The sequence below is a fragment of the Goekera deserti genome (assembly GCF_010685995.1).
Taxonomy (GTDB): domain Bacteria; phylum Actinomycetota; class Actinomycetes; order Mycobacteriales; family Geodermatophilaceae; genus Goekera; species Goekera deserti.
This window is the reverse complement of record NZ_JAAGWK010000026.1, coordinates 59,291-77,185: the sequence shown is the minus strand read 5'-3', so window position 1 is coordinate 77,185 and position 17,895 is coordinate 59,291. Positions and strand designations below refer to the sequence as shown.

The window sequence follows — 17,895 nt, the reverse complement described above, 5'->3', positions numbered from 1 at the left end:
GGGCCGGGTCACGCCCCCGCCCCCAGCGGGGGCGTGACCGCTGGGCTCAGGCCAGGCGACGCGCGCCGTTGTAGCCGTACATGGTGGCCAGGTCGCTCACCTTGACGACGTCGCCGCGGGTCGGGGCGTGCACGATCTGCCCGTTGCCGATGTAGACGCCCACGTGACCCACCGGGGAGTAGAAGAACACCAGGTCGCCGGGCTGCAGGTCCGCTCGGGCGACCGGGGCGCCGATCGTGGACTGGGCGCGGGAGGAGTGCGGCAGCGAGATGCCGGCGGCCGCGTAGGCGAACTGGGTGAGGCCGGAGCAGTCGAACGAGCCCGGGCCGGAGCCGGCCCAGACGTAGGGCTTGCCGCGCTGGGCCATCGCGGTGTCCACGGCGACCTGGGCGGCGCCGGTGGGGGCGGCGATCGAGGCGACCGGTGCGGCGAGCGCCGCGGTCGGCGCCGAGGCGTCGGCCAGGGCGGGCAGCGGGCTGAACACCACGCCCGCGGCGGCCACCAGGGTGACGGCGGCGCGGCGGGCGAGGGAGGACGAGCGGCGAGCGGTGGTCGTGCTGAGGGTCGTCACGAGGACGTGTGTCTCCTGTTCTCCGTGTACCGCCTACCGAGTTAGCTGACGGGTTCGGGCAGGGAACGTGCCCGGCACGAGCGGACGAGGTCCGTGTCGTGCTCCACCCCAGTACTGCGATGGGTCCCCGGTCCGGTCGCCGCTGTCTGCGGCACCCGGTTCGGCGGTGTCCGGTCGGTGTCCCTGCGGTTGCCGGGACGGTCGGCCACGACCGGACCGCACAGACGCTAGGTGGGTTCCGCCGACCGCACAGCCGGGGACGGCGGGCCGTGCGGCGCCGTCCTCGTGCTGCGCGCCGGGCGTGGCGGACGGCTGACCTCCGCCGACGCCGGTGACGGGCCGTGACGACAGCACGGCTGATGGGTTGCTGAGATGCACGGCACACCTGCAGACACGCGGAGGATGATCACTCCGCGTATTGGATTGTGCGTGATCCGTGCCGACTGTGATCAGGGTGTGCGGACGGGCCGGACCCCACGGTCAGCGACCGTGGGGGTCCGGACAGCAGTCGGTGTCCACCGGGACGGGCGGAACCGGCGAGGTCGGCCGGTCCTGCGGGCTGCCCGCGGACGACAGCCGACCCGGCTCCGGTCAAGGCGCGCCGGGGATCAGACCCGGCACTCGCAGGAGGCCCCGGTGGGCTGCTCGTGGTCGCCGGTGGGACGGCGCAGACCCGCCCGCCACTGGCTGCTGTAGGCGATGAAGTGGTCGTTGAGCAGGCCGGCCAGCAGGTCGTGCTGCTCGTCGTCCACGTCGATCAACCCGGCCAGGTGCGCCTCGAGCTCGATCGCGCCCAGGTCGCCGCCGGCGGCCAGCTGGGCGCGGTGCAGCGCACCCACCGTCAGGGCGGACGCGGCGAGGGCGTCGGGGAGCGGGAGGCAGCAGCCGTGAGCGCAGTTCGACACCGTGTGCAGTCCCCCAACCGGACGCTCGTGGCGTCCGAGTCCATCGGCACCCGCGGTCGGCGGGCGCTCGGCGGACAGCCTGTATCCCCGGGGTGCGCGGCGTAAACCTCTGTCGACGCGTCGCGCCGGGACGCGCCGGGAGGAGGGCGTCCGGGCGCGGTCGGCGGGCGGGGTCGGGGGTTGCCGCCGGCCGGGGGATGATCGCGCGGTGCCGAGACTGCTGCTGGTGCACCACACGCCCTCACCCGCGCTGCAGGCCGTGCTGGAGGCGGTCCGCGAGGGCGTGGCACTCGTCGGGGACGTCGAGCTGGTGGTGCGCCCGGCCCTGTCCGCCGGTGCCGCGGACCTGCTCGCCGCCGACGGCGTACTGCTCGGCACCCCGGCGAACATCGGCTACATGTCCGGGGCGCTCAAGCACTTCTTCGACACGGTGTTCTACCCCTGCCTGGACGCCACGCGCGGGCTGCCCTACGGCGTCTACGTGCACGGCAACGACGACACCGCCGGTGCGCTGACCAGCGTCCGCACGGTCACCACGGCCCTGGGGTGGCGGCAGGTCGCCGCGCCGCTGAGCCTCACCGGCGCCCCGGACGGCGCCGCGCTGGAGGCCTGCCGCGAGCTCGCCGCCACGGTGGCCGTCGTCCTGGAGCCCCGGTGAGCGTCCGGCGGGTCGTGGTGGACCTGGAGAGCCGGTCGATCCCCGACGCGGTGCGCTTCTCCACCGCCGTCTGGGGCTGGACGTGCTGATGGACTGCGGGTGGATAGTGACCGTGGTCGACCCGCCCGGCGTTCAGCTCAGCCTGATGACGCACGACGCGGCGGCCGCGGTGTCCGTCCAGGTGGACGACGTGGACGCGGCATACGCGCCGGCGGTCACGGCCGGCGCGGAGGTCGTGCACCCACTGACCGACGAGCCGTGGGGCGTGCGGCGCTTCGTCGCCCGCGACCCGGACGGTCAGGTGGTGAACGTCCTCGGTCACGCCTGAGGAGCTGCACGATGGGCGAGCAGGTCCGCCGGTGAGCGGCCGACCATCCGTCGGCTGGTCCGGCTCAGGTGGGCCTGGTCGCTGAACCCGGCGGCCGCGGCCCGCTCGGCCAGTCCCGTCCCCTCGGCCCCAGCCGTCCGTACCAGCCGCTGCCACAGCCGCAGGCGTACCAGCGGGACGCCGAGCTCTGCCCGAACCACCTCCCGGAGCCGGACGGGGGAGAGCCCCAGGTGCGACGCGAGCTCGCGCAGGGTCTCGACCTCGAGCGAGCGGACGGCTGCCTCCCGCACTCTCGCGCCGACACGTGCTGGCTGCCAATCGTCCCTGTACAGCCGCGCCGTGCCCAGGAACGCTGCTGCGAGACCCCGCAACTCCGATCCGCTCGACGACGTGCCCGCAGAGGTGGCCTCCTCGGCCAGTCGCTGTGCGGTCTTCCCGTCCAGGTGCCGGATCTCGCTGGACGGGGAAGGGACCCCGGCGACCCAGGGTTCGGCCAGCAGGCAGCGGAAGGCACCGCTCGCCGTCAGCGTGTGCTGCACGTCCGGGGGCACGAGCACCGCGGAGCTGCGTGTCCCGGGGCTGCCAGGCTGCCCGAGGACGAGGTCGCCGTCCAGGGCGACGACCAGCTTCCACACGGGCTGTGAGTGCAACGTGGTCTCGGCCGGGGTCTCCTGCCCGTGGACGACGACACCACCGCCGGTGAGGAGCACCCGTCCATCGTCCTGTTCACGACGAGCCGACCGACGAGACACCACGGTGACCTCCAGGACGACGAGAGGTGGACCGGATGAGTGTGCTGGCGATGCTGCTGGGCGCGCTGATGATCGTCAGTGGGGTCACCCACCTGACCGTGCCTGACCACTACGCGCGTCTCGTACCGGGCTGGGTGCCCTGTCCCCGGGTCGTCGTCCCGTTGACCGGGCTCCTGGACGTCGCGGCCGGGGTGCTGCTCATCGTCCCGTCTGCTCGCGGTACCGGCGGCTGGGTCACCGCAGCGCTGATCACCGCCTACCTCCCGGTCCACTTCGAGCCGATCCGGCACACGGGGACGGCGACGCGGCCGATGGACCGGCCGGCAGGCATCGCCGCGCGGGTGCTCGTCAACCTCGGCTACATCGGCGCGGCGGTGGTCGTGGCCGTGCGGACCTGATCAGGAGCGGGATGCGACGTGCGCACGGGCGGACGTGTCGTGGCGTGTCGCGGTGACACGTCGCTCGTCGGCGGCGCCCGTCCGCGACCGGTTCAGCCGGTGGGCACCCACCAGCGCAGCTTCTCCCCGCGCTGGTCGGCGAACAGGCCGCCGTTGCGCTCGATCACCCGGCGCGAGGCGGTGTTGTCGACGTCGCAGGTGACCAGGGCGCACTCGATGCCCAGGGCGGCGGCCACCGGCAGTGCCGCGGCGAGCATGGCGGTGGCGTGCCCGCGCCGCCGGTGGGCGGGCACGACGCTGTACCCGACGTGCCCGCCGAGCTCGCGCAGCCACGGGGTGAGCCGGTGCCGCACGTGCACCCGGCCCAGGTAGTCGTCTCCCTCGACCCACCACAGGTGCGTGGAGGGCACGAACCCCTCCGGGCGGGGCGTGCCCTCCCGGGTGTCGGCGTGCAGCGACTCCACCCAGGCGGCCAGCTGCGCGTCGTCCATCCCGCGCGGGGCGGCGTCGATGCCGTCGGGCAGCAGTGACGGGTCGTCGGCGGCGGCCCGCACCGCGGGCGCCACCGACAGCCGCGGGACGACGAGCTCGGGCACGCCGCCACCGTAGGGCCCGCGCTCCGGACCGGCGTCCGGGCCCGTCGGCTCAGGCGGCGGCGTACCAGCCGGCCAGCCGGGTGAAGCCCTCGTCCAGGGTGACCGTCGGCGCCCAGCCGAGGGCCTGCCGGGTGCGGCGCTGGTCGAACCAGTGCGCGGTGGACAGCTGCTCGGCCAGGAACCGGGTCAGCGGCGGGGTGGCGGTCGCCCCGGTGGCCGACCAGACGCCCTCCACGGCGAGCCCGGCCAGCCAGGCCAGCCGGAACGGCACCCGGCCCCGGGGCCCGGGCACGCCGGCCGCGGCGCACACCCGGGTGAGCACCTCGGCGACCGGGCGCGGCTCGCCGTTGGACACCACGAACGCCTCGCCGTGCACGGGCCCGCACACCTCGACCGCCGCGGCCAGCGCGGTCGCGGCGTTGTCCACGTAGGTGGTGTCGATCAGCGCGGAGCCGGCCCCGATCAGCGGCAGCCGCCCGGCACGGGCCCGGGTCACCAGCCGCTCCACCAGCTGCGTGTCCCCGGGACCCCACACCAGGTGCGGCCGGACGGCGAGCACGGCCAGGTCGGGGCAGTCGGCGGCCAGCGCCTCGATCTCGGCCAGCGCCTTGGACCGGGCGTAGTGCCCGCGGGTGCCCACCGGGTCGGCGGGCTCGGCGCCCACGCCCATCAGCGCGCTGCCGGCGTGCGCCACGGCCGGGGAGGACACGTGCACCAGCCGGCCCACGCCCGCCGCCCGGCAGGCCTCGACCACGCGGCGGGTGCCGACCACGTTGGCCCGCTCGTACTCCGCCCACGGCCCGACGACGTCGACCTTCGCGGCCAGGTGCAGCACGGCGTCGGTGCCGCGCACCGCGCGGGCCACCACGTCGGCGTCGGCGACGTCGCCGAGCACCTCCTCGACCGGCAGCCCGGCCGGGCGACGCTGCAGCACCCGGACCCGGTGCCCCCGGGCCAGCAGCTCCAGCACGGTGGCCCGGCCCATCATCCCGCTGGCGCCGGTAACCAGCACCCGGGTGCCGGTCACCGGGAGCCGGCGAGCAGAGCGGTGGCGTCCCGGGCGACCCGGGCGCGGTCGACCTTGGAGGCGTGCCGGATGTCCACCGGCAGCCGGGGTGCGGCCAGCACGGCGGCCACCTCGGTGCCGGCGGCGGCCCGCACGGCCGCGGCGAGGTCCGGGTCGGCGACCCCCAGCCCGCGCGGCGCCCGCACCGGCACGACGACCACGACGACCGCCTGCGTGCCCACCGGCCCCACCCCGACGACGGCGGCGGCGGTGACCCCGTCGAGTCGCTCGACCCGCTGCTCCACCCCGACCGGGGTGAGCACGCCGGCCGCGGTGGTGACCACGTGCGGCAGCCGGCCCTGCACCCACAGCCGGCCGCCCTCGTCGAGGTGCCCGACGTCGCCGGTGCGGTGCCAGCCGGCGTCCCGGGAGCTCTGCTGCTCGGTGACCCACAGCGCGTCGTAGTGGTCCTTGACGTGCGCCGCGCGCACGCAGATCTCGCCGGTCACCCCGGGGGCGTCGGTGAGCGGGCCGTCGGCGGTGCCGTCGGGTGACACCGCGGACAGCCGCACGTCCACCCCGGGCAGCGGGCGCCCCACGCAGACCCCGTCCCCGGTGCCGGCCGCCTCCACCTCGGCCAGCGAGACGTCGGTGACCGGCAGGCACTCGGTCATGCCGTAGGGCGTGTGCGCCTCGGCGGCCGGCATCAGCGCACCTGCCGCGCGCAGCAGCGAGGCGGGCACCGGTGCCCCGGCGGACATCAGCAGCCGCACCCGGCCCAGCGCCGCGCGGTGCGCCCCGGTGGCCTCGCCGGCGGTGGCGGTCACCCGGCGCAGCGCGGCCGGGGAGGCGAAGACCACGGTGGCGGCGATGGCCGCGGCGGCGTCCCCGAGCGCGGCCGCGGTCAGCGTGCCCGGCTTCGTGACGTCGATGGCCGGGGTGGCGCAGCCGATGCCCAGCCCGGGCCCGAACAGGGCGAACGGCGCGAAGGCCGCCACCAGCCGGTCCTCGGGGGTGAGCGCGTAGGTGCGCCGCACCAGCTCCATCTGGGCCAGCGCCTGCCGCTGGGTGTAGACCACGCCCTTGGCCGGCCCGGTCGCCCCGGAGGTGAACAGCACCGCGCACTCGGCGTCCACCGGCCGGCGGTGCGCCTGGTCGCCCAGGGTGCGGGCCTGCCGGCCGAGCCGGGCCAGCTCCACCAGCGAGTACCGCACGCCGAGCGCGCGCCGGGCGGCCGGGCCGAGGGGGCCGGCGGAGAACCGGGTGCCGGGCAGCATCATCAGCCGGGCCGCGGCCAGGCCCTCGGCGCTGCCGATCACGTGTTGGACCGAGGCGCTGCGCAGCGCGCGCCGCATGCCGGCCAGGCCCAGTCCCTGGTCGGCGACGACGATCACGCCGCCGGCCCGCCACACGGCGTACACCGCGGCGGTCAGGTCGACCGACGGCGGCACCAGCAGCGCCACCCGGTCGCCGGCGCGCAGGCCGGCGACAGCCAGGCCGCGGCCGATCTCCTCCACGCGGCGGGCCAGCAGCGACCAGCTGACGGTCCGCCCGGCCACCTCCACCACCGCGGCGTCGTCGTCACCGGCGCGCTCGGCCAGCGCCGACCACAGCCGGCGGCCCGGGTCCGGCTGCGGTGCCGCCGCCTGCCCGGCGGCGGGTGTGTCGAGCCCGGCGACGAACCGGACGACGGCGTCGGCGTACTGCGGGGCGTCCTCCGGCAGCAGGTGCGAGGCGCCGCTGAACCGGTGCAACCGGGCCTGCGGCAGCCGGCGGCGCAGCTCGGCGAGGTACCGCTCGGCGAAGACCGGGTCGTTGGGCCCCCACAGCAGCAGCGCCGGCACGTCCAGGGCGCGGATGCCCTCGTTGACCCGAACCAGCTCCGGCCAGGAGGGGTGCTCGGGGGTGAACGGGATGTCGGCGACGAAGTCGCCCACCGCGGCCCGCCGGTCGGCCCCGGCGTAGGGCGCGGCGTAGGCGTCCCGGACGGCGCCGGGCAGCGGCGGCCAGGACAGCGCGGTCGCGGCCCGGACGAAGGTGGGGGTGCGCACGCACACCGGGGTGCGCCACACGCGCGAGTGGGCCAGCCGGATCAGTGCCGGGCCGAGGTCGTCCGGCGGCTGGGCGACGGCGGTGTTGGTGAGCACCACGCCGCGCAACTGGTCGCGGTGGTCCAGGCCCCAGCCCAGGGAGATGACCCCGCCCCAGTCGTGGGCCACGGTGACCACCGGCCCGGTGACGCCGAGGGCGTCGGTCAGGTCGCCGAGGTCGGCGACCCGCTGCGCCAGGGTGCGCGGGGCGCCCAGCCGGTCGGAGAAGCCCATGCCGAGCTGGTCGGGGGCGACCACCCGCCAGCCGGGCGGCGCCGCGGCGACCAGCCGCCGCCACAGGTAGGACCAGGTGGGGTTGCCGTGCACGCAGAGCAGGGTGCCGGTGGTGGGTTCGCCACCGCTGTCCAGCACGTGCCAGGCGTTGCTCCGGCCGTCCCGGTCGGTGACCTCCACCAGCCGGGACCAGGCCGGGTCCAGCCCCGGGAGGTCACCGGGCAGGTCGCGGCGCAGCGCGGCGGCGCGCAGTCCGGGGGAGCCGGCCGCGGGGGTGGTGGGGGGTGCTGGGCTCGCGGGGGGTGCGGGGGTCGCCGTCACCAGGCGATCTCGAGGCAGGCGGCGTTCAGGCCGGACCCGATGCCCATGAGCAGCACCCGGTCGCCGGCGACCAGGCTGTCGTTCTGCCCGGCGAGGGTGAACGGCACCGAGGCCGGGCCGATGTTGCCCCGGTCGGGGAAGGTGCGCGGCACCCGGTCCTGCTCGATGCCCAGGGCCTCGCAGATGGCGTTGGTGTGCACCTGGGAGATCTGGTGGATGACGTAGCGGCTCATGCCGGCGTCCCAGTCGAACTCGGTCGCCGCCTCCGCCCACAGGTCCTTGGACAGCTGTAGACCGGCGTCGAGCAGGCCCTTGAGGTCGGTCTGCATGCCCTCGTTGCTGCCGATGCACAGCTCGTGGTGCTCGGTGCCGGCCCGGCTGACCGCGGCGACCAGGCGGTGGCCCTCGGGGTGCCGGTCGGCGCGGCCGAGCACCATCGCCGCCGCTCCGGAGCCCAGGGTCAGGGTGGCGAACTGGGCGATGACGTCGCGGCTGGTGGTGCCGGGCTGGTTGAGCTGGTCGATCGTCAGTTCCTGCACCGCCCGGGAGTCCTCGCCGTTGACCACGAGCGCGTAGTCGGTGAGGCCCGAGTCGATCATGGCGCCGGCGAGCTCCATGCCGTTGACGAAGCCGAGGCAGGCGTTGGTGACGTCGAAGTTCTGGCACGAGCTGGGCAGGCCCAGCTGGGCGTGCACCGCCACGGCGGTCGACGGCTCCAGGTGCTTGCGGCTCACCGAGGTGTTGACCATCAGGCCGATGTCGGCCGGGTCGACGCCGCTCTCGCTGATCGCCTTGGCCCCGGCCGTGGCCGCGGCGTCGACGAAGCTGTACCCCTCGGGGAACCACCGGCGCTCGCGGATGCCGGCCAGCCGCTGCAGCAGGCCCGGGCGCAGCCCGACCCGCTGGTAGGTGTCGGCCAGCCGCTCGTCGATCTCCGCGGAGGTGACCACCTGCGTGGCGTCGACGGCCTGCACCGTGAGGATCGTGGTGTTGCGGAAACGGTGCGTGGTGTTGCCGGTCATGAGGCCTTCCCGTCCATCGAGTCTTCCATCGTCGTACGCGAACGCGCCCTGCGCCGTACCCAGCGACCGGCGTCACAGTCCCCGGAGGGGGCGCCGTCGCGACGGCGGTCCGGTGTGCGCGGGTGGCCGGGACGCCGGCAGCTCACGTACGGGACGGCGTCCTCAGTCGGTGCGGCGGGCACCCCAGGGGTTGTCCTCGTCGTAGTCGTCGTCCGGGTCGCGGGCCGGCGGTGCTGTTCGGCGCTGCTCCGCCTGGCGGGCGGCGGCCTCCAGGGCGTCGTCGCGCTGCCGGGCGCGCTCGGCGGCCTGCTCGCGCTCGGCGGCCCGCAGTTGCCGGCGGCTCGGGGTGCCGTCGGACTGCGCCTGCAGCCGGGCCTCCCAGTCCTCACCGAAGCGCCACAGCGCGATGCCGGTCAGCGGCAGGCCCAGCGGGACGACGTAGGCGGCCAGCCGCTCGGTCCCGCCCTCGCCGACCAGCCCGGTCACGCCGGTGGCGAAGAAGATCGTGCCCACGATGCCGAGCAGCCCGAGCAGGGCCAGCGTGGTGCCCAGTGCCTCCGAGCGCGGCCGGACCGCGTAGGCCAGCGCGATCAGCCCGGCGCCGCCGCCCAGCAGGTACGCCGCGGCACCGATGCCGTGCAGCGTGCCGTTGCCGTCGGACGGGGCGAACCCGACCAGCAGCACGCCGAGCGCGGCCACCACCAGCAGCCCCCCGGCGGTCCGGGCGGCGCCCGCCTTGAGCACCGGCACGAGCAGCACCGTGCCGGCGGCGATGAGCAGACCCTGGAGCAGGAAGGAGGCGTTCATCAGCCCGGCGTCCGGGGACGCCGCCGTGCCGAGGTCGCTGATCACGTCGTCGACCCGGGAGTAGCCACCGAAGCCGGCCGCGGCGACCGCCTCGACGACGAAGAACTGGAGGGTGAGCAGCCAGGCCAGGCCGCCCCACAGGTACCGGTGTGCGCTCACGGGGACCCATCGTCCCAGCTCCGGGACCACACGTCCCGGGGTGGGCGTGGTCGGGTCGGCGCCGGCCGGCCCGGGGATCGCGGTGTCGGTCACCTCGGGACGGCGAGGGTCGCCGCCGTCACGCGCCCGGCGCCTCCAGCAGGTCGTGGACGGCGGCGAACTCCGGGTCGGACAGCCAGGACGGGTTGCTGCCCGCCGGCATCCGCAGCACCTCGGCCGTGCGGGCCCGGGCGTCGGCCAGCAGCGCGCCGCGGGGCACCGGCTCCGCCAGCAGCCGCAGCCGGACGTCGACCAGCGGGCCGTCCGGGCCGGGTCGGGGCGCGCCCAGCACCGCACCGATCGCGTGCACGCCCGGGTCGGCGCGGCCGCTGAGCCACAGCAGGCACGGCGCGCCCGCCGTCATCAACCCAAGCCGGTAGGAGGCCCGCACGCAGCGGGTGAGCTCCCGCACGCCCCCCGGCGTCCAGCCCGGGTCGATCACGTGCGGCGGCCGGGTGGTCTTGAGCAGCCAGCAGGCGACGTCGTCGGGTCCCAGGCGTGGCACCGCCCCAGCCAACCAGCTCCGGTGGACGTCCGTCGCCGGCACCCGGTGCGCACCGCCGCACCGACCGGTACCGGGTCCGGTGGCGGTCCCGACCTGCCGGTGGCCGGGGCCTCGCCTACCGTCGGGGGCGTGCTGGCCCCGATCATGTTGCACACCGTCGAGTCACGGGTCCGGGAGGCGGTCGCCGGTCCGGTGCACCGCACCGGCGACGCGCCGGTGACCACGCTGGAGATCGACAGCCGGGCGGTGCTGCCCGGCGCGCTGTTCGCCTGCGTGCGCGGTGGCGACGCCGACGGGCACCGGTTCGCCGCCGCGGCCGTGCGGGCCGGCGCGGCCGCGCTGCTGGTCGACCGCCCGCTGCAGCCCGGGTGGGGGGTGCCGCAGCTGCAGGTGCCCTCGGTGCGGGCCGTGCTCGGCCCGGTCGGCGCGCTGCTCGCCGGTGACCCGGGGGAGCGGATGCGCCTGGTCGGGGTCACCGGCACCAACGGCAAGACGACGACGAGTGCCCTGGTGCACGCCGCCCTGGAGGCCGCCGGCCGGCGGGCCGGGGTGGTCGGCACGCTGGGCGCCCGGGTGGGCGACCAGGAGCAGGGCACCGGCCTGACCACCCCGGAGGCCCCGCAGCTGCAGCGGCTGCTGGCCTGGATGGCCGGGCAGGGCGCTACCGACGCCGTGGTCGAGGCCTCCTCGATCGGCCTGGACGTGGGCCGGCTGGACGCGCTGCGCTTCGACGTCGCGGTGTTCACCGGCTTCGAGGAGGACCACCTGGACCACCACGGCACCCTGGAGCAGTACTGGGCGAGCAAGGCGGCGCTGTTCGCCCCGGGCCGGGCCGGGCACGCCGTGGTGTCGGTCGACGAGCCGTGGGGGCGGCGGCTGGCCGACCAGGCCCGGGTGCCGGTGACCCGGGTCGGCCGGTCCGGCGGGGCCGACGTCCGGGTGCTGTCCTGGGACACCGGCCGGCGCGGCACCGAGGTGCTGCTCGCCGACGGCGACGGCGAGCACCGGCTGCGCTCCGCGCTGCTCGGCGAGGTCAACGTGGGCAATCTGGCCGTCGCCTGGGCCACCGCCCGCCGGCTCGGGCTGCCCGCCGCCGACGTCACCGCCGGCCTGGCCGGCCTGACGCCGCCGCCAGGCCGCAACACCCTGGTCACCGAGCCCGGCGCACCCCGGGTGCTGGTCGACTACGCGCACACCCCGCGTGCGCTCCGGGCGGCGCTGCGCACCGCCCACGGGCTGGCCGGTGGGCAGCAGTGCGTGCACCTGGTGCTCGGCGCCCGCGGGCGCCGCGACCGGGCGAAGCGGCAGTTGCTCGGGGTGGAGGCCCGGCTGGCGAACCGGGTGTGGCTGACCAACGAGGGCAGCCACGGTGAGAACCCGCGGCAGATCGTCGAGGAGCTGCGGGTCGGTCTGATCGGCGGCCCCTCGGAGGTCTCCGTCGAACTCGACCGGCGGGCCGCGATCACCGCTGCCGTCCGGGCGGCCGACCCCGGCGACGTCGTCCTGGTGGTGGGGCGGGGGCACGAGACGCAGATGCAGGACAGCGGGCCCCCGGTGCACCTGGACGACGCCGAGGTCGCCCGCGAGGCGGTCGCCGACTACGCCCGAGCCGCCCGGGGCCGCGCCGCCTGACCCGGTGCGCACGTGTGCCGCGGCACAGGCGCACCCTCGGGTCGTGCTCCCTGCCGACGCGCTCCCACCCGGACACCGGGCCGGGGAGCGTGGGCTGCGCCGTGCATCGGTGGCGATCTTCCTGGCCGGGCTGGCCGTGTTCGCGATGCTCTACCAGCCGCAGGTGCTGCTGCCGGAGCTGACCCGGGCCTTCTCGGTGACCCCGGGCGCGGCCACCCTGGCGATCTCGGTGACGACCGGCGCGCTGGCCGTGGGCCTGCTGGTCTTCGGGCCGCTGTCGGACCGGCGCGGGCGCACCGTCATCCTGCGGGTGAGCGTGGCCGTGGCGGCGGTGCTGGCCGTGGCGACGGCGGCGGCCCCCTCCTGGGAGGTCCTGCTGGTGCTGCGCGGCCTGCAGGGCTTCGCGCTGGCCGGGCTGCCCGCGGTGGCCGTGGCGTACCTGCGCGAGGAGCTGGACCCCTCGGTGGCCTCCCGGGCGATCGGGCTGTTCATCAGCGGCAACGCGGTCGGCGGGCTGACCGGCCGGCTGGTGGGCGGGCTGCTCACCGGCGTGGGCGGCTGGCGCCCGGCCACGGCAGGGGTGGCGCTGCTGGCCCTGGGCTGCGCGGTGGCGGTGTGGCTGCTGCTGCCGCCGGCCCGGCGGTTCGTCCCGGTGCCGCGCGAGGGCTCGCTGCTGCGGCAGCTGGCGGGGGCGTTCACCGACCCGGCGCTGCTGGCGCTCTACGGCTTCGCGGCGCTGCTGATGGGCGCGTTCGTGGCGGTCTACAACGCGGCGACGTTCCGGCTGGAGACGCCGCCGTACCTGCTCGACCCGGCGCTGGCGGGGCTGGTGTTCACCGCCTACCTGCTCGGGTCGGCCAGCTCGCCGACGGCGGGCCTGCTGGCCGACCGGTTCGGTCGCCGCACCGTCGTCCCGCTGGCGGTGCTGCTGGCCGGGGTGGGCGTGGCGCTCACGCTGGCCCGGCCCCTGGCGGTGTTCGTGCTCGGGCTGTGCGTGCTGACGGTGGGCTTCTTCGCCGCGCACGCCGTCGCCAGCGGCTGGGTGGCCACCCGCGCGGCCCTCGGCGGCCGGGCCGTCGGGCAGGCCGCCTCGCTGTACATGTTCTGGTACTACGTCGGGTCCTCCGTCGCCGGGACGCTGGCCGGCCGGGCGTGGCAGGGCAGCGGCTGGACGGCGGTGGCGCTGCTGGCCGGCGGGCTGCTGGCGGGGGCGCTGGTGCTGACGCTGCTGCTGGTCCGGACGCGGTCGCTGGCGCCGGGCTGAACCGGCGGGCCGGGCTCCAGCCGGGTGGTGGTGCCCGGTGGTCCCCGGGTGGGGAGCTCGGCGGGTGGGCGCTCGCCGGGCCGGCCGCCGGGCCGGCCGCGGGGGCGGTCGGCACCGGCGGCGACGGTCGGTCGGCGCCACCCACCGGTCGGTGCGGCTGACCGGTCGGTGCAACTGACTGGTCGGTCGATGCGGCTGACCGGTTGGTGCGGTTGATCGGCCGGTGGTGCTGGTCGGCGGGTGCTGCTGGTCAGTCGGTCGCGGGGTGCTCGTAGGCGCCGGTGGGTGAGGCGTCGTCGGAGCCGACGGCCTGCCGCTCCAGCTCGGTGCGGTGCTCGAGCAGCTCGTCGTCGGGGTGCGGGTCCTTGGCGTGCTGGGTGCGGTCGCGGGTGACCGGCTCCTCGGGGAGCAGCACGTCGTCGAGCGTCGGTCCGTCGTGTGCGCTGGTCATCTTCGTCCTCCGCTCGTCGGTGCCCGGTGCGTGCCCCGGGCGGTACGGCACCCATAGCCAGCCGGGCCGGTCGGGTAACCCCGCCCGTGCGCTCAGCCCTGCTTGAGCCGGTCGGCCGGCAGCCACGCCTCCACCAGCACCGGCCCGTGCGCGCCGGCCACGGTGTAGGCCACCCGCCCGTGCCAGCCGTCCTCCCGCTGCCGCCACTCCACCAGCAGGCCGGGCCAGATGCCGGGCGCGTCCGGCGGGTCGCGCACCCAGCAGTGCCGGCCTCCGCTCGCCCCCCGCCGGGCGGCGGGAGCAGGCCGGGCAGGCCGGGCCGGGGACGATGCGGGACCGGGCCCTGGGGAGTGGCCGGGCGCCGACGTCCGCTCGGGCTCGGCGGCGACGGGGCGCGGGCGCACCGGCCCGGGCGGCACGAACGGGCGGGGCACCGGCGGCTCGGGCGACGCGCTGCCCACCGGCTCCCGTTCCGCGGACTCGTGGTCGGCCCCGCGCGCGGGGACCCCGGAGGAGGCGGCCCGGTCGGACAGCGAGGGGCCGGAGCGTCCGCGGTACATGCCCCCTGCCACCGGGCCAGCATGGCACGGAGGTCGAACACGCGTTCGATCACGGTCCACCTGGGGTGGCCGGGGTGCCGATCACCACCCGTCCGGGCGTACCGATCGGGCTCGGGACAGCCGAGGACCACCCCGGGCGCCACCGCGGCGCCGGGAGGCAGGCTCACACGTGGACGTCAGCGCGCTCAGGTCGGCCCCGGCCGCCCCGTCCCGCACCGCGGGCGCCCCGCTGCCGCGCCCGGCGGGCACGGTGGCCGGCAGCGGCACCGAGCGGACCAACCGGGCGGTCGCCGAGCTGCTCGGCATGGACAGCCGGGCGATGAACGCCGCACTGGCCGGTGGCCGGACGGTCGGCGAGCTCGCCGCGGCGGCCGGGGTCAGCCAGACCGACCTGGTGGCCACCATCGCCGCCACCCTGCCGACCGCCGGGGCCGCTGCTGGCACCACCGCCGCGGCCCCGACGACGGTCACCCGCGCCGGGGTGCGGACGGCGACCCCGGCCGGGCTCGGCGAGGGCGTGGCCGGGCTGTCCAGCGCGCTGGGCATCAGCAGCTCGGCGCTGATGTCCCGGCTGCGGGACGGCACCGGCATCGCCGACCTGCTCCGGGACAAGCCCGACCTGGCCAGCGCGCTGGCCCTGCGCCGCAACCGCGGCGTGATGGTCGACAGCTGGATCTGACCGCGCTCAGGCCCCGCCGTCCTCGGCCGGCGCGGCGGTCTCCTCCGACCCCTGCTCCGACGTGGCGGCCTGGGCCGACTTCTCCGCCTTCTTGGCCTTGCGCTTGCTGGTCGCCTTGGCGGGCTTGCCCGAGCGCCGGGACGCCGGCCGCGGTGCCGCGACGGCCTCGCCGAGCAGCCGGGTGAGCTCCTGCACCCCGGGGTGCGCGGCGAGGTCCTCGACGGCGACCGGCAGCGGGATCGACCAGTTGGGCCGCTGCGTGGTGCCCGGCATGTTGGGTCGCCGCTCGGCGAGGACGGCGTCGTCCAGGGTGACCGAGAGCAGCGTGCACGGTGCCTCGGCGAGCAGCCGGTGGGCGGCGGCCACGGCCTCGGCCGGCTCGGCGTCGGCGGTGACACCGGTGACCTTCTGCATCAGCTCGGTGCGGCCCCGGGCCAGCTCGTCCTCGGTGCCGGTGCCCTGCTCGAGCTGCTCGGCGACGTCCGTGCCGGTCCACAGCCCGGCGATCGTGGGCAGGTCGTGGGTGGTGACCGCACCCATCGAGCCGGTGGGCCAGTGCTCCGGGGTCTCCTCCTCGAAGTACAGCAGCCGGTAGGACAGGATGCCGTGCTCGGCCATCCGCTCCCGGACGCCGTCCTCGACGATGCCGAGGTCCTCGCCGACGACGATCGCCTGCGCACGGTGGCTCTCCAGCGCGACGATGTCCAGCAGGTCCTCGGCCGGGTAGCGGATGTAGGCGCCCTCGGTCGCACCGGCGCCCGAGGGCACCCACCACAGCCGGAACAGGCCCATCACGTGGTCGATGCGCAGGCCGCCGGCGCCGGTCATGGTGGCCCGGATCGACTCGATGAACGGCACGTAGTCCGCCGCGCGCAGCCGCCACGGCACCAGGGGCGGGGAGCCCCAGTTCTGGCCCTGGCTGTTGAAGGCGTCCGGTGGCGCGCCGACGTCGACGCCGGCTGCGAGCACGCCCTGCCACGTCCAGGCGTCGGCGCCGCCGCCGGCGACCCCGATCGGCAGGTCCTGGATCACGGTCAGCCCGTCGGTGGCGGCGCGGAACTGCAGGTCCAGGGCCCACTGCAGCCAGGCATGGAAGGCGACGTCGTCCTCGTGGGCGCGGGCGAACTCGGTGACGCCGGCGCCGTGCGGGTCGTGCAGGTGCTCGGGCCAGGCGTGCCAGTCGCCGCCGTGCTGCTCGGCGAGCACCGACCAGGTGGCCCAGTCCTGCAGCGGCTGACCCTGGTCCCACCACCAGTCGTTGAAGCTGCGGTCGCCGGTGTCACGGGCGTCGAAGACCCGGCGCAGCTGGGTGCGCTTGAGCGCCCAGACGGCGTCCCGGTCGATCAGCTCGGCCTCGGACAGCGCGCGGCCCGCGGCGTGGTCCAGCTCGACCCGGTCGGCGCCGGGCACGTCCTGCACGCGCAGGTACAGCGGGTTGCGGAAGCGCCGGGTGGCCGGCAGGTAGGGGCTTGACTCCTGGCCGGCGGTGGGGGCGACGGCGTGCAGCGGGTTGATCAGGACGAAGCCGGCGCCCTGCTGCTGGGCCAGGGCGCGGACCGCGCCGAGGTCGGCGAGGTCGCCGATGCCCCAGCTGCCCTCGCCGTGCAGGGCGTACAGCTGGACGGCCCAGCCCCAGGAGCGGCCGTCGCCGGGCGCCCAGCAGCGGCCGGGGGAGACGATCAGCCGGCGGCGGACGCCGTCGGGGGTGGTGAGCCAGTGGTAGCCCAGCGGGAAGTCCTCGGGCAGGGCGCCGTCGACCGACCGGGTCCCGCCGTCCTCGAGCTGGACCTCGGCGCGCTCGACCTCCAGGTCGTCGCCGGGGCGGGCCACGATCGGGCCGCGCTCGTCCAGGTCGGCCGGGGGCCGGCCGATGACCGCACGCAGGCGGTCGATGGTCTCGGGGGAGATGGCGTGTTCGGTGTCGGAGCCGTCGAGCCAGCTGGCGTCGATGCCCCACTCGTCGGTCGTGGGTGAGACGGTCACCGCCCCATCGTCGCAAGACCGGCTGCCGGAGCGCGCGCCGAGACGAGGTCGTGTCCGTCTCGTCGCGGCCCGTCCCGGTGTGGTGGGCTGGCGGTGTGGACCGATCCGTTCGCATCCGCCCGGCGACCGACGACGACCACCCCGCGCTGCGCGCTCTCGCGGGGGAGCTGACCGCGGGCATGCCCCCGTGGCGACCGGCCGACGGTCAGCGGTCCGCCGTCGTCGGGTGGGTGGAGCACGCGTGCACGGCCGCGCCGTCGACGGCGCCTGACCGGGCAAGGACGTCGACGGCGCTCGACGGGACCGAGGCGTCGTCGGTGTCCGACGGGGCGGGCGCTCACGCCGGGTCGTCGTCGGCGCTCGACGGGACCGGGTCGGGCACGGGTGCCGGTGGACCCGTCCCGTCGGGCGACGGCGGTCGGGTGCTGCTGGTCGCCGTCGACGGCAGGGAGGTGCTCGGGTTCGCCGGAGCCGAGGAGCAGCACCACTTCACCGGGCAGCCGCAGGCGTACCTCGGGGAGCTGGTGGTGGCGCCGGGTGCACGTCGCCGTGGGGTGGCGGCCGCGCTGGTCGGTGCGGTGGAGGAGTGGGCGCGGTCCCGTGGGCTGCCGGTGGTCACGCTCGACACCGGCGCGGCCAACGGCCCGGCCCGCGCGCTGTACGCCCGGCTCGGCTACGTCGAGGAGCAGGTCACGCTGACCCGGGTGCTGACGACGCCGCCCGGGTGAGCGGTGGTCGGTGCTGCCTCAGAAGGGTGGCGGGTCGTGCTCGGCTGGGTGCAGACCGGGTGGTCGGGTGCTGCGGGTGACGCCGGTGGGTGTGGTCACGTGGAGGGTGCCGTCGGTGTCCATCGCGAAGACCCAGCCGGGGGCGTGGGTCTTGAGCCGGTGGTGGTGGCGGCACAGGCAGCAGAGGTTCCTGACCTGTCCCTAGTA

The 17,895-nt window shown here is 76.5% G+C and carries 19 protein-coding genes, 1 pseudogene and 1 riboswitch; of the genes and pseudogenes, 7 read left to right on the top strand and 13 right to left on the bottom strand.

What is annotated here, in order from left to right:
- Positions 1 to 46 precede the first annotated feature (46 nt).
- Both G1H19_RS18180 and G1H19_RS18175 read right to left on the bottom strand, forming a co-directional pair.
- Complete coding sequence (locus G1H19_RS18180) at positions 47 to 571, bottom strand: C40 family peptidase (protein WP_322099344.1); 525 nt, start codon at positions 569 to 571, stop codon at positions 47 to 49.
- A 15-nt stretch (positions 572 to 586) separates the two neighbouring features.
- Positions 587 to 747: riboswitch (cyclic di-AMP (ydaO/yuaA leader) on the bottom strand.
- Between the two features lie 432 nt (positions 748 to 1,179).
- Positions 1,180 to 1,476 (bottom strand): hypothetical protein, encoded by a 297-nt coding sequence (locus G1H19_RS18175; protein WP_152730538.1) that lies wholly within the window; start codon positions 1,474 to 1,476, stop codon positions 1,180 to 1,182.
- A gap of 208 nt (positions 1,477 to 1,684) precedes the next feature.
- On the opposite strand from G1H19_RS18175, the gene G1H19_RS18170 reads away from it, so the two are divergent.
- Positions 1,685 to 2,134 carry an NAD(P)H-dependent oxidoreductase gene (locus G1H19_RS18170; RefSeq protein ID WP_162392475.1) on the top strand — a complete coding sequence of 150 codons (450 nt, stop codon included), beginning with the start codon at positions 1,685 to 1,687 and terminating at the stop codon, positions 2,132 to 2,134.
- Positions 2,135 to 2,279: 145 nt separating this feature from the next.
- Complete coding sequence (locus G1H19_RS18165; protein WP_235909908.1) at positions 2,280 to 2,462, top strand: VOC family protein; 183 nt, start codon at positions 2,280 to 2,282, stop codon at positions 2,460 to 2,462.
- Here G1H19_RS18165 and G1H19_RS24700 read toward each other — a convergent pair.
- Positions 2,453 to 3,172: an AraC family transcriptional regulator gene (locus tag G1H19_RS24700; RefSeq protein WP_162392474.1), complete on the bottom strand. Its 720-nt coding sequence runs from the start codon at positions 3,170 to 3,172 to the stop codon at positions 2,453 to 2,455. The genes G1H19_RS18165 and G1H19_RS24700 overlap by 10 nt on opposite strands.
- 77 nt (positions 3,173 to 3,249) lie before the next feature.
- Here G1H19_RS24700 and G1H19_RS18155 point away from each other — a divergent pair, with 77 nt between their 5' ends.
- A complete protein-coding gene (locus G1H19_RS18155; protein ID WP_152730536.1) occupies positions 3,250 to 3,612 on the top strand; it encodes a hypothetical protein in 363 nt (120 codons plus the stop codon).
- A 92-nt stretch (positions 3,613 to 3,704) separates the two neighbouring features.
- Here the strand turns inward: G1H19_RS18155 and G1H19_RS18150 are convergent, their stop codons facing one another.
- From G1H19_RS18150 to G1H19_RS18125, 6 genes are all read right to left on the bottom strand, one after another.
- Complete coding sequence (locus G1H19_RS18150; protein ID WP_202925812.1) at positions 3,705 to 4,208, bottom strand: GNAT family N-acetyltransferase; 504 nt, start codon at positions 4,206 to 4,208, stop codon at positions 3,705 to 3,707.
- Positions 4,209 to 4,257: 49 nt separating this feature from the next.
- Positions 4,258 to 5,235: an NAD-dependent epimerase/dehydratase family protein gene (locus G1H19_RS18145; protein WP_235927956.1), complete on the bottom strand. Its 978-nt coding sequence runs from the start codon at positions 5,233 to 5,235 to the stop codon at positions 4,258 to 4,260.
- Positions 5,232 to 7,859, bottom strand: a complete 2,628-nt coding sequence (locus G1H19_RS18140) for an alpha/beta fold hydrolase (protein WP_235927955.1) — start codon at positions 7,857 to 7,859, stop codon at positions 5,232 to 5,234. The genes G1H19_RS18145 and G1H19_RS18140 overlap by 4 nt, the downstream gene beginning before the upstream one ends.
- A complete protein-coding gene (locus G1H19_RS18135) occupies positions 7,856 to 8,881 on the bottom strand; it encodes a 3-oxoacyl-ACP synthase III (protein WP_152730535.1) in 1,026 nt (341 codons plus the stop codon). Before G1H19_RS18135 ends, G1H19_RS18140 begins: the two co-directional genes overlap by 4 nt.
- A 162-nt stretch (positions 8,882 to 9,043) precedes the next feature.
- Entirely contained in the window at positions 9,044 to 9,847 is an 804-nt protein-coding gene (locus G1H19_RS18130) for a DUF998 domain-containing protein (RefSeq protein WP_162392473.1), read from the bottom strand.
- A 118-nt stretch (positions 9,848 to 9,965) separates the two neighbouring features.
- Positions 9,966 to 10,391, bottom strand: coding sequence for a hypothetical protein (locus tag G1H19_RS18125; RefSeq protein ID WP_162392472.1), 426 nt, complete (start codon positions 10,389 to 10,391; stop codon positions 9,966 to 9,968).
- 129 nt (positions 10,392 to 10,520) lie between these two features.
- Here G1H19_RS18125 and G1H19_RS18120 point away from each other — a divergent pair, with 129 nt between their 5' ends.
- Both G1H19_RS18120 and G1H19_RS24170 read left to right on the top strand, forming a co-directional pair.
- Complete coding sequence (locus G1H19_RS18120; RefSeq protein WP_235927954.1) at positions 10,521 to 12,023, top strand: Mur ligase family protein; 1,503 nt, start codon at positions 10,521 to 10,523, stop codon at positions 12,021 to 12,023.
- A gap of 43 nt (positions 12,024 to 12,066) precedes the next feature.
- Positions 12,067 to 13,287 (top strand): MFS transporter, encoded by a 1,221-nt coding sequence (locus G1H19_RS24170; RefSeq protein WP_202925811.1) that lies wholly within the window; start codon positions 12,067 to 12,069, stop codon positions 13,285 to 13,287.
- 250 nt (positions 13,288 to 13,537) lie between these two features.
- On the opposite strand, the gene G1H19_RS18110 is transcribed toward G1H19_RS24170, so the two are convergent.
- A complete protein-coding gene (locus G1H19_RS18110) occupies positions 13,538 to 13,738 on the bottom strand; it encodes a hypothetical protein (RefSeq protein WP_152730533.1) in 201 nt (66 codons plus the stop codon).
- A 92-nt stretch (positions 13,739 to 13,830) separates the two neighbouring features.
- Positions 13,831 to 13,995, bottom strand: coding sequence for a hypothetical protein (locus G1H19_RS18105; protein ID WP_235909907.1), 165 nt, complete (start codon positions 13,993 to 13,995; stop codon positions 13,831 to 13,833).
- A gap of 472 nt (positions 13,996 to 14,467) precedes the next feature.
- On the opposite strand from G1H19_RS18105, the gene G1H19_RS18100 reads away from it, so the two are divergent.
- Positions 14,468 to 14,977, top strand: a complete 510-nt coding sequence (locus tag G1H19_RS18100) for a hypothetical protein (protein ID WP_152730532.1) — start codon at positions 14,468 to 14,470, stop codon at positions 14,975 to 14,977.
- 6 nt (positions 14,978 to 14,983) lie between these two features.
- Here the strand turns inward: G1H19_RS18100 and malQ are convergent, their stop codons facing one another.
- Positions 14,984 to 16,960 carry a 4-alpha-glucanotransferase gene (malQ, locus tag G1H19_RS18095; protein ID WP_162392471.1) on the bottom strand — a complete coding sequence of 659 codons (1,977 nt, stop codon included), beginning with the start codon at positions 16,958 to 16,960 and terminating at the stop codon, positions 14,984 to 14,986.
- A 95-nt stretch (positions 16,961 to 17,055) separates the two neighbouring features.
- Between malQ and G1H19_RS23525 the strand changes: the two genes are divergently transcribed.
- A complete protein-coding gene (locus G1H19_RS23525) occupies positions 17,056 to 17,688 on the top strand; it encodes a GNAT family N-acetyltransferase (RefSeq protein WP_162392470.1) in 633 nt (210 codons plus the stop codon).
- An 18-nt stretch (positions 17,689 to 17,706) separates the two neighbouring features.
- Here the strand turns inward: G1H19_RS23525 and G1H19_RS23520 are convergent.
- Positions 17,707 to 17,877 (bottom strand): annotated as a pseudogene (locus G1H19_RS23520) (HNH endonuclease); the annotation flags it as partial.
- Between the last annotated feature and the right edge of the window lie 18 nt (positions 17,878 to 17,895).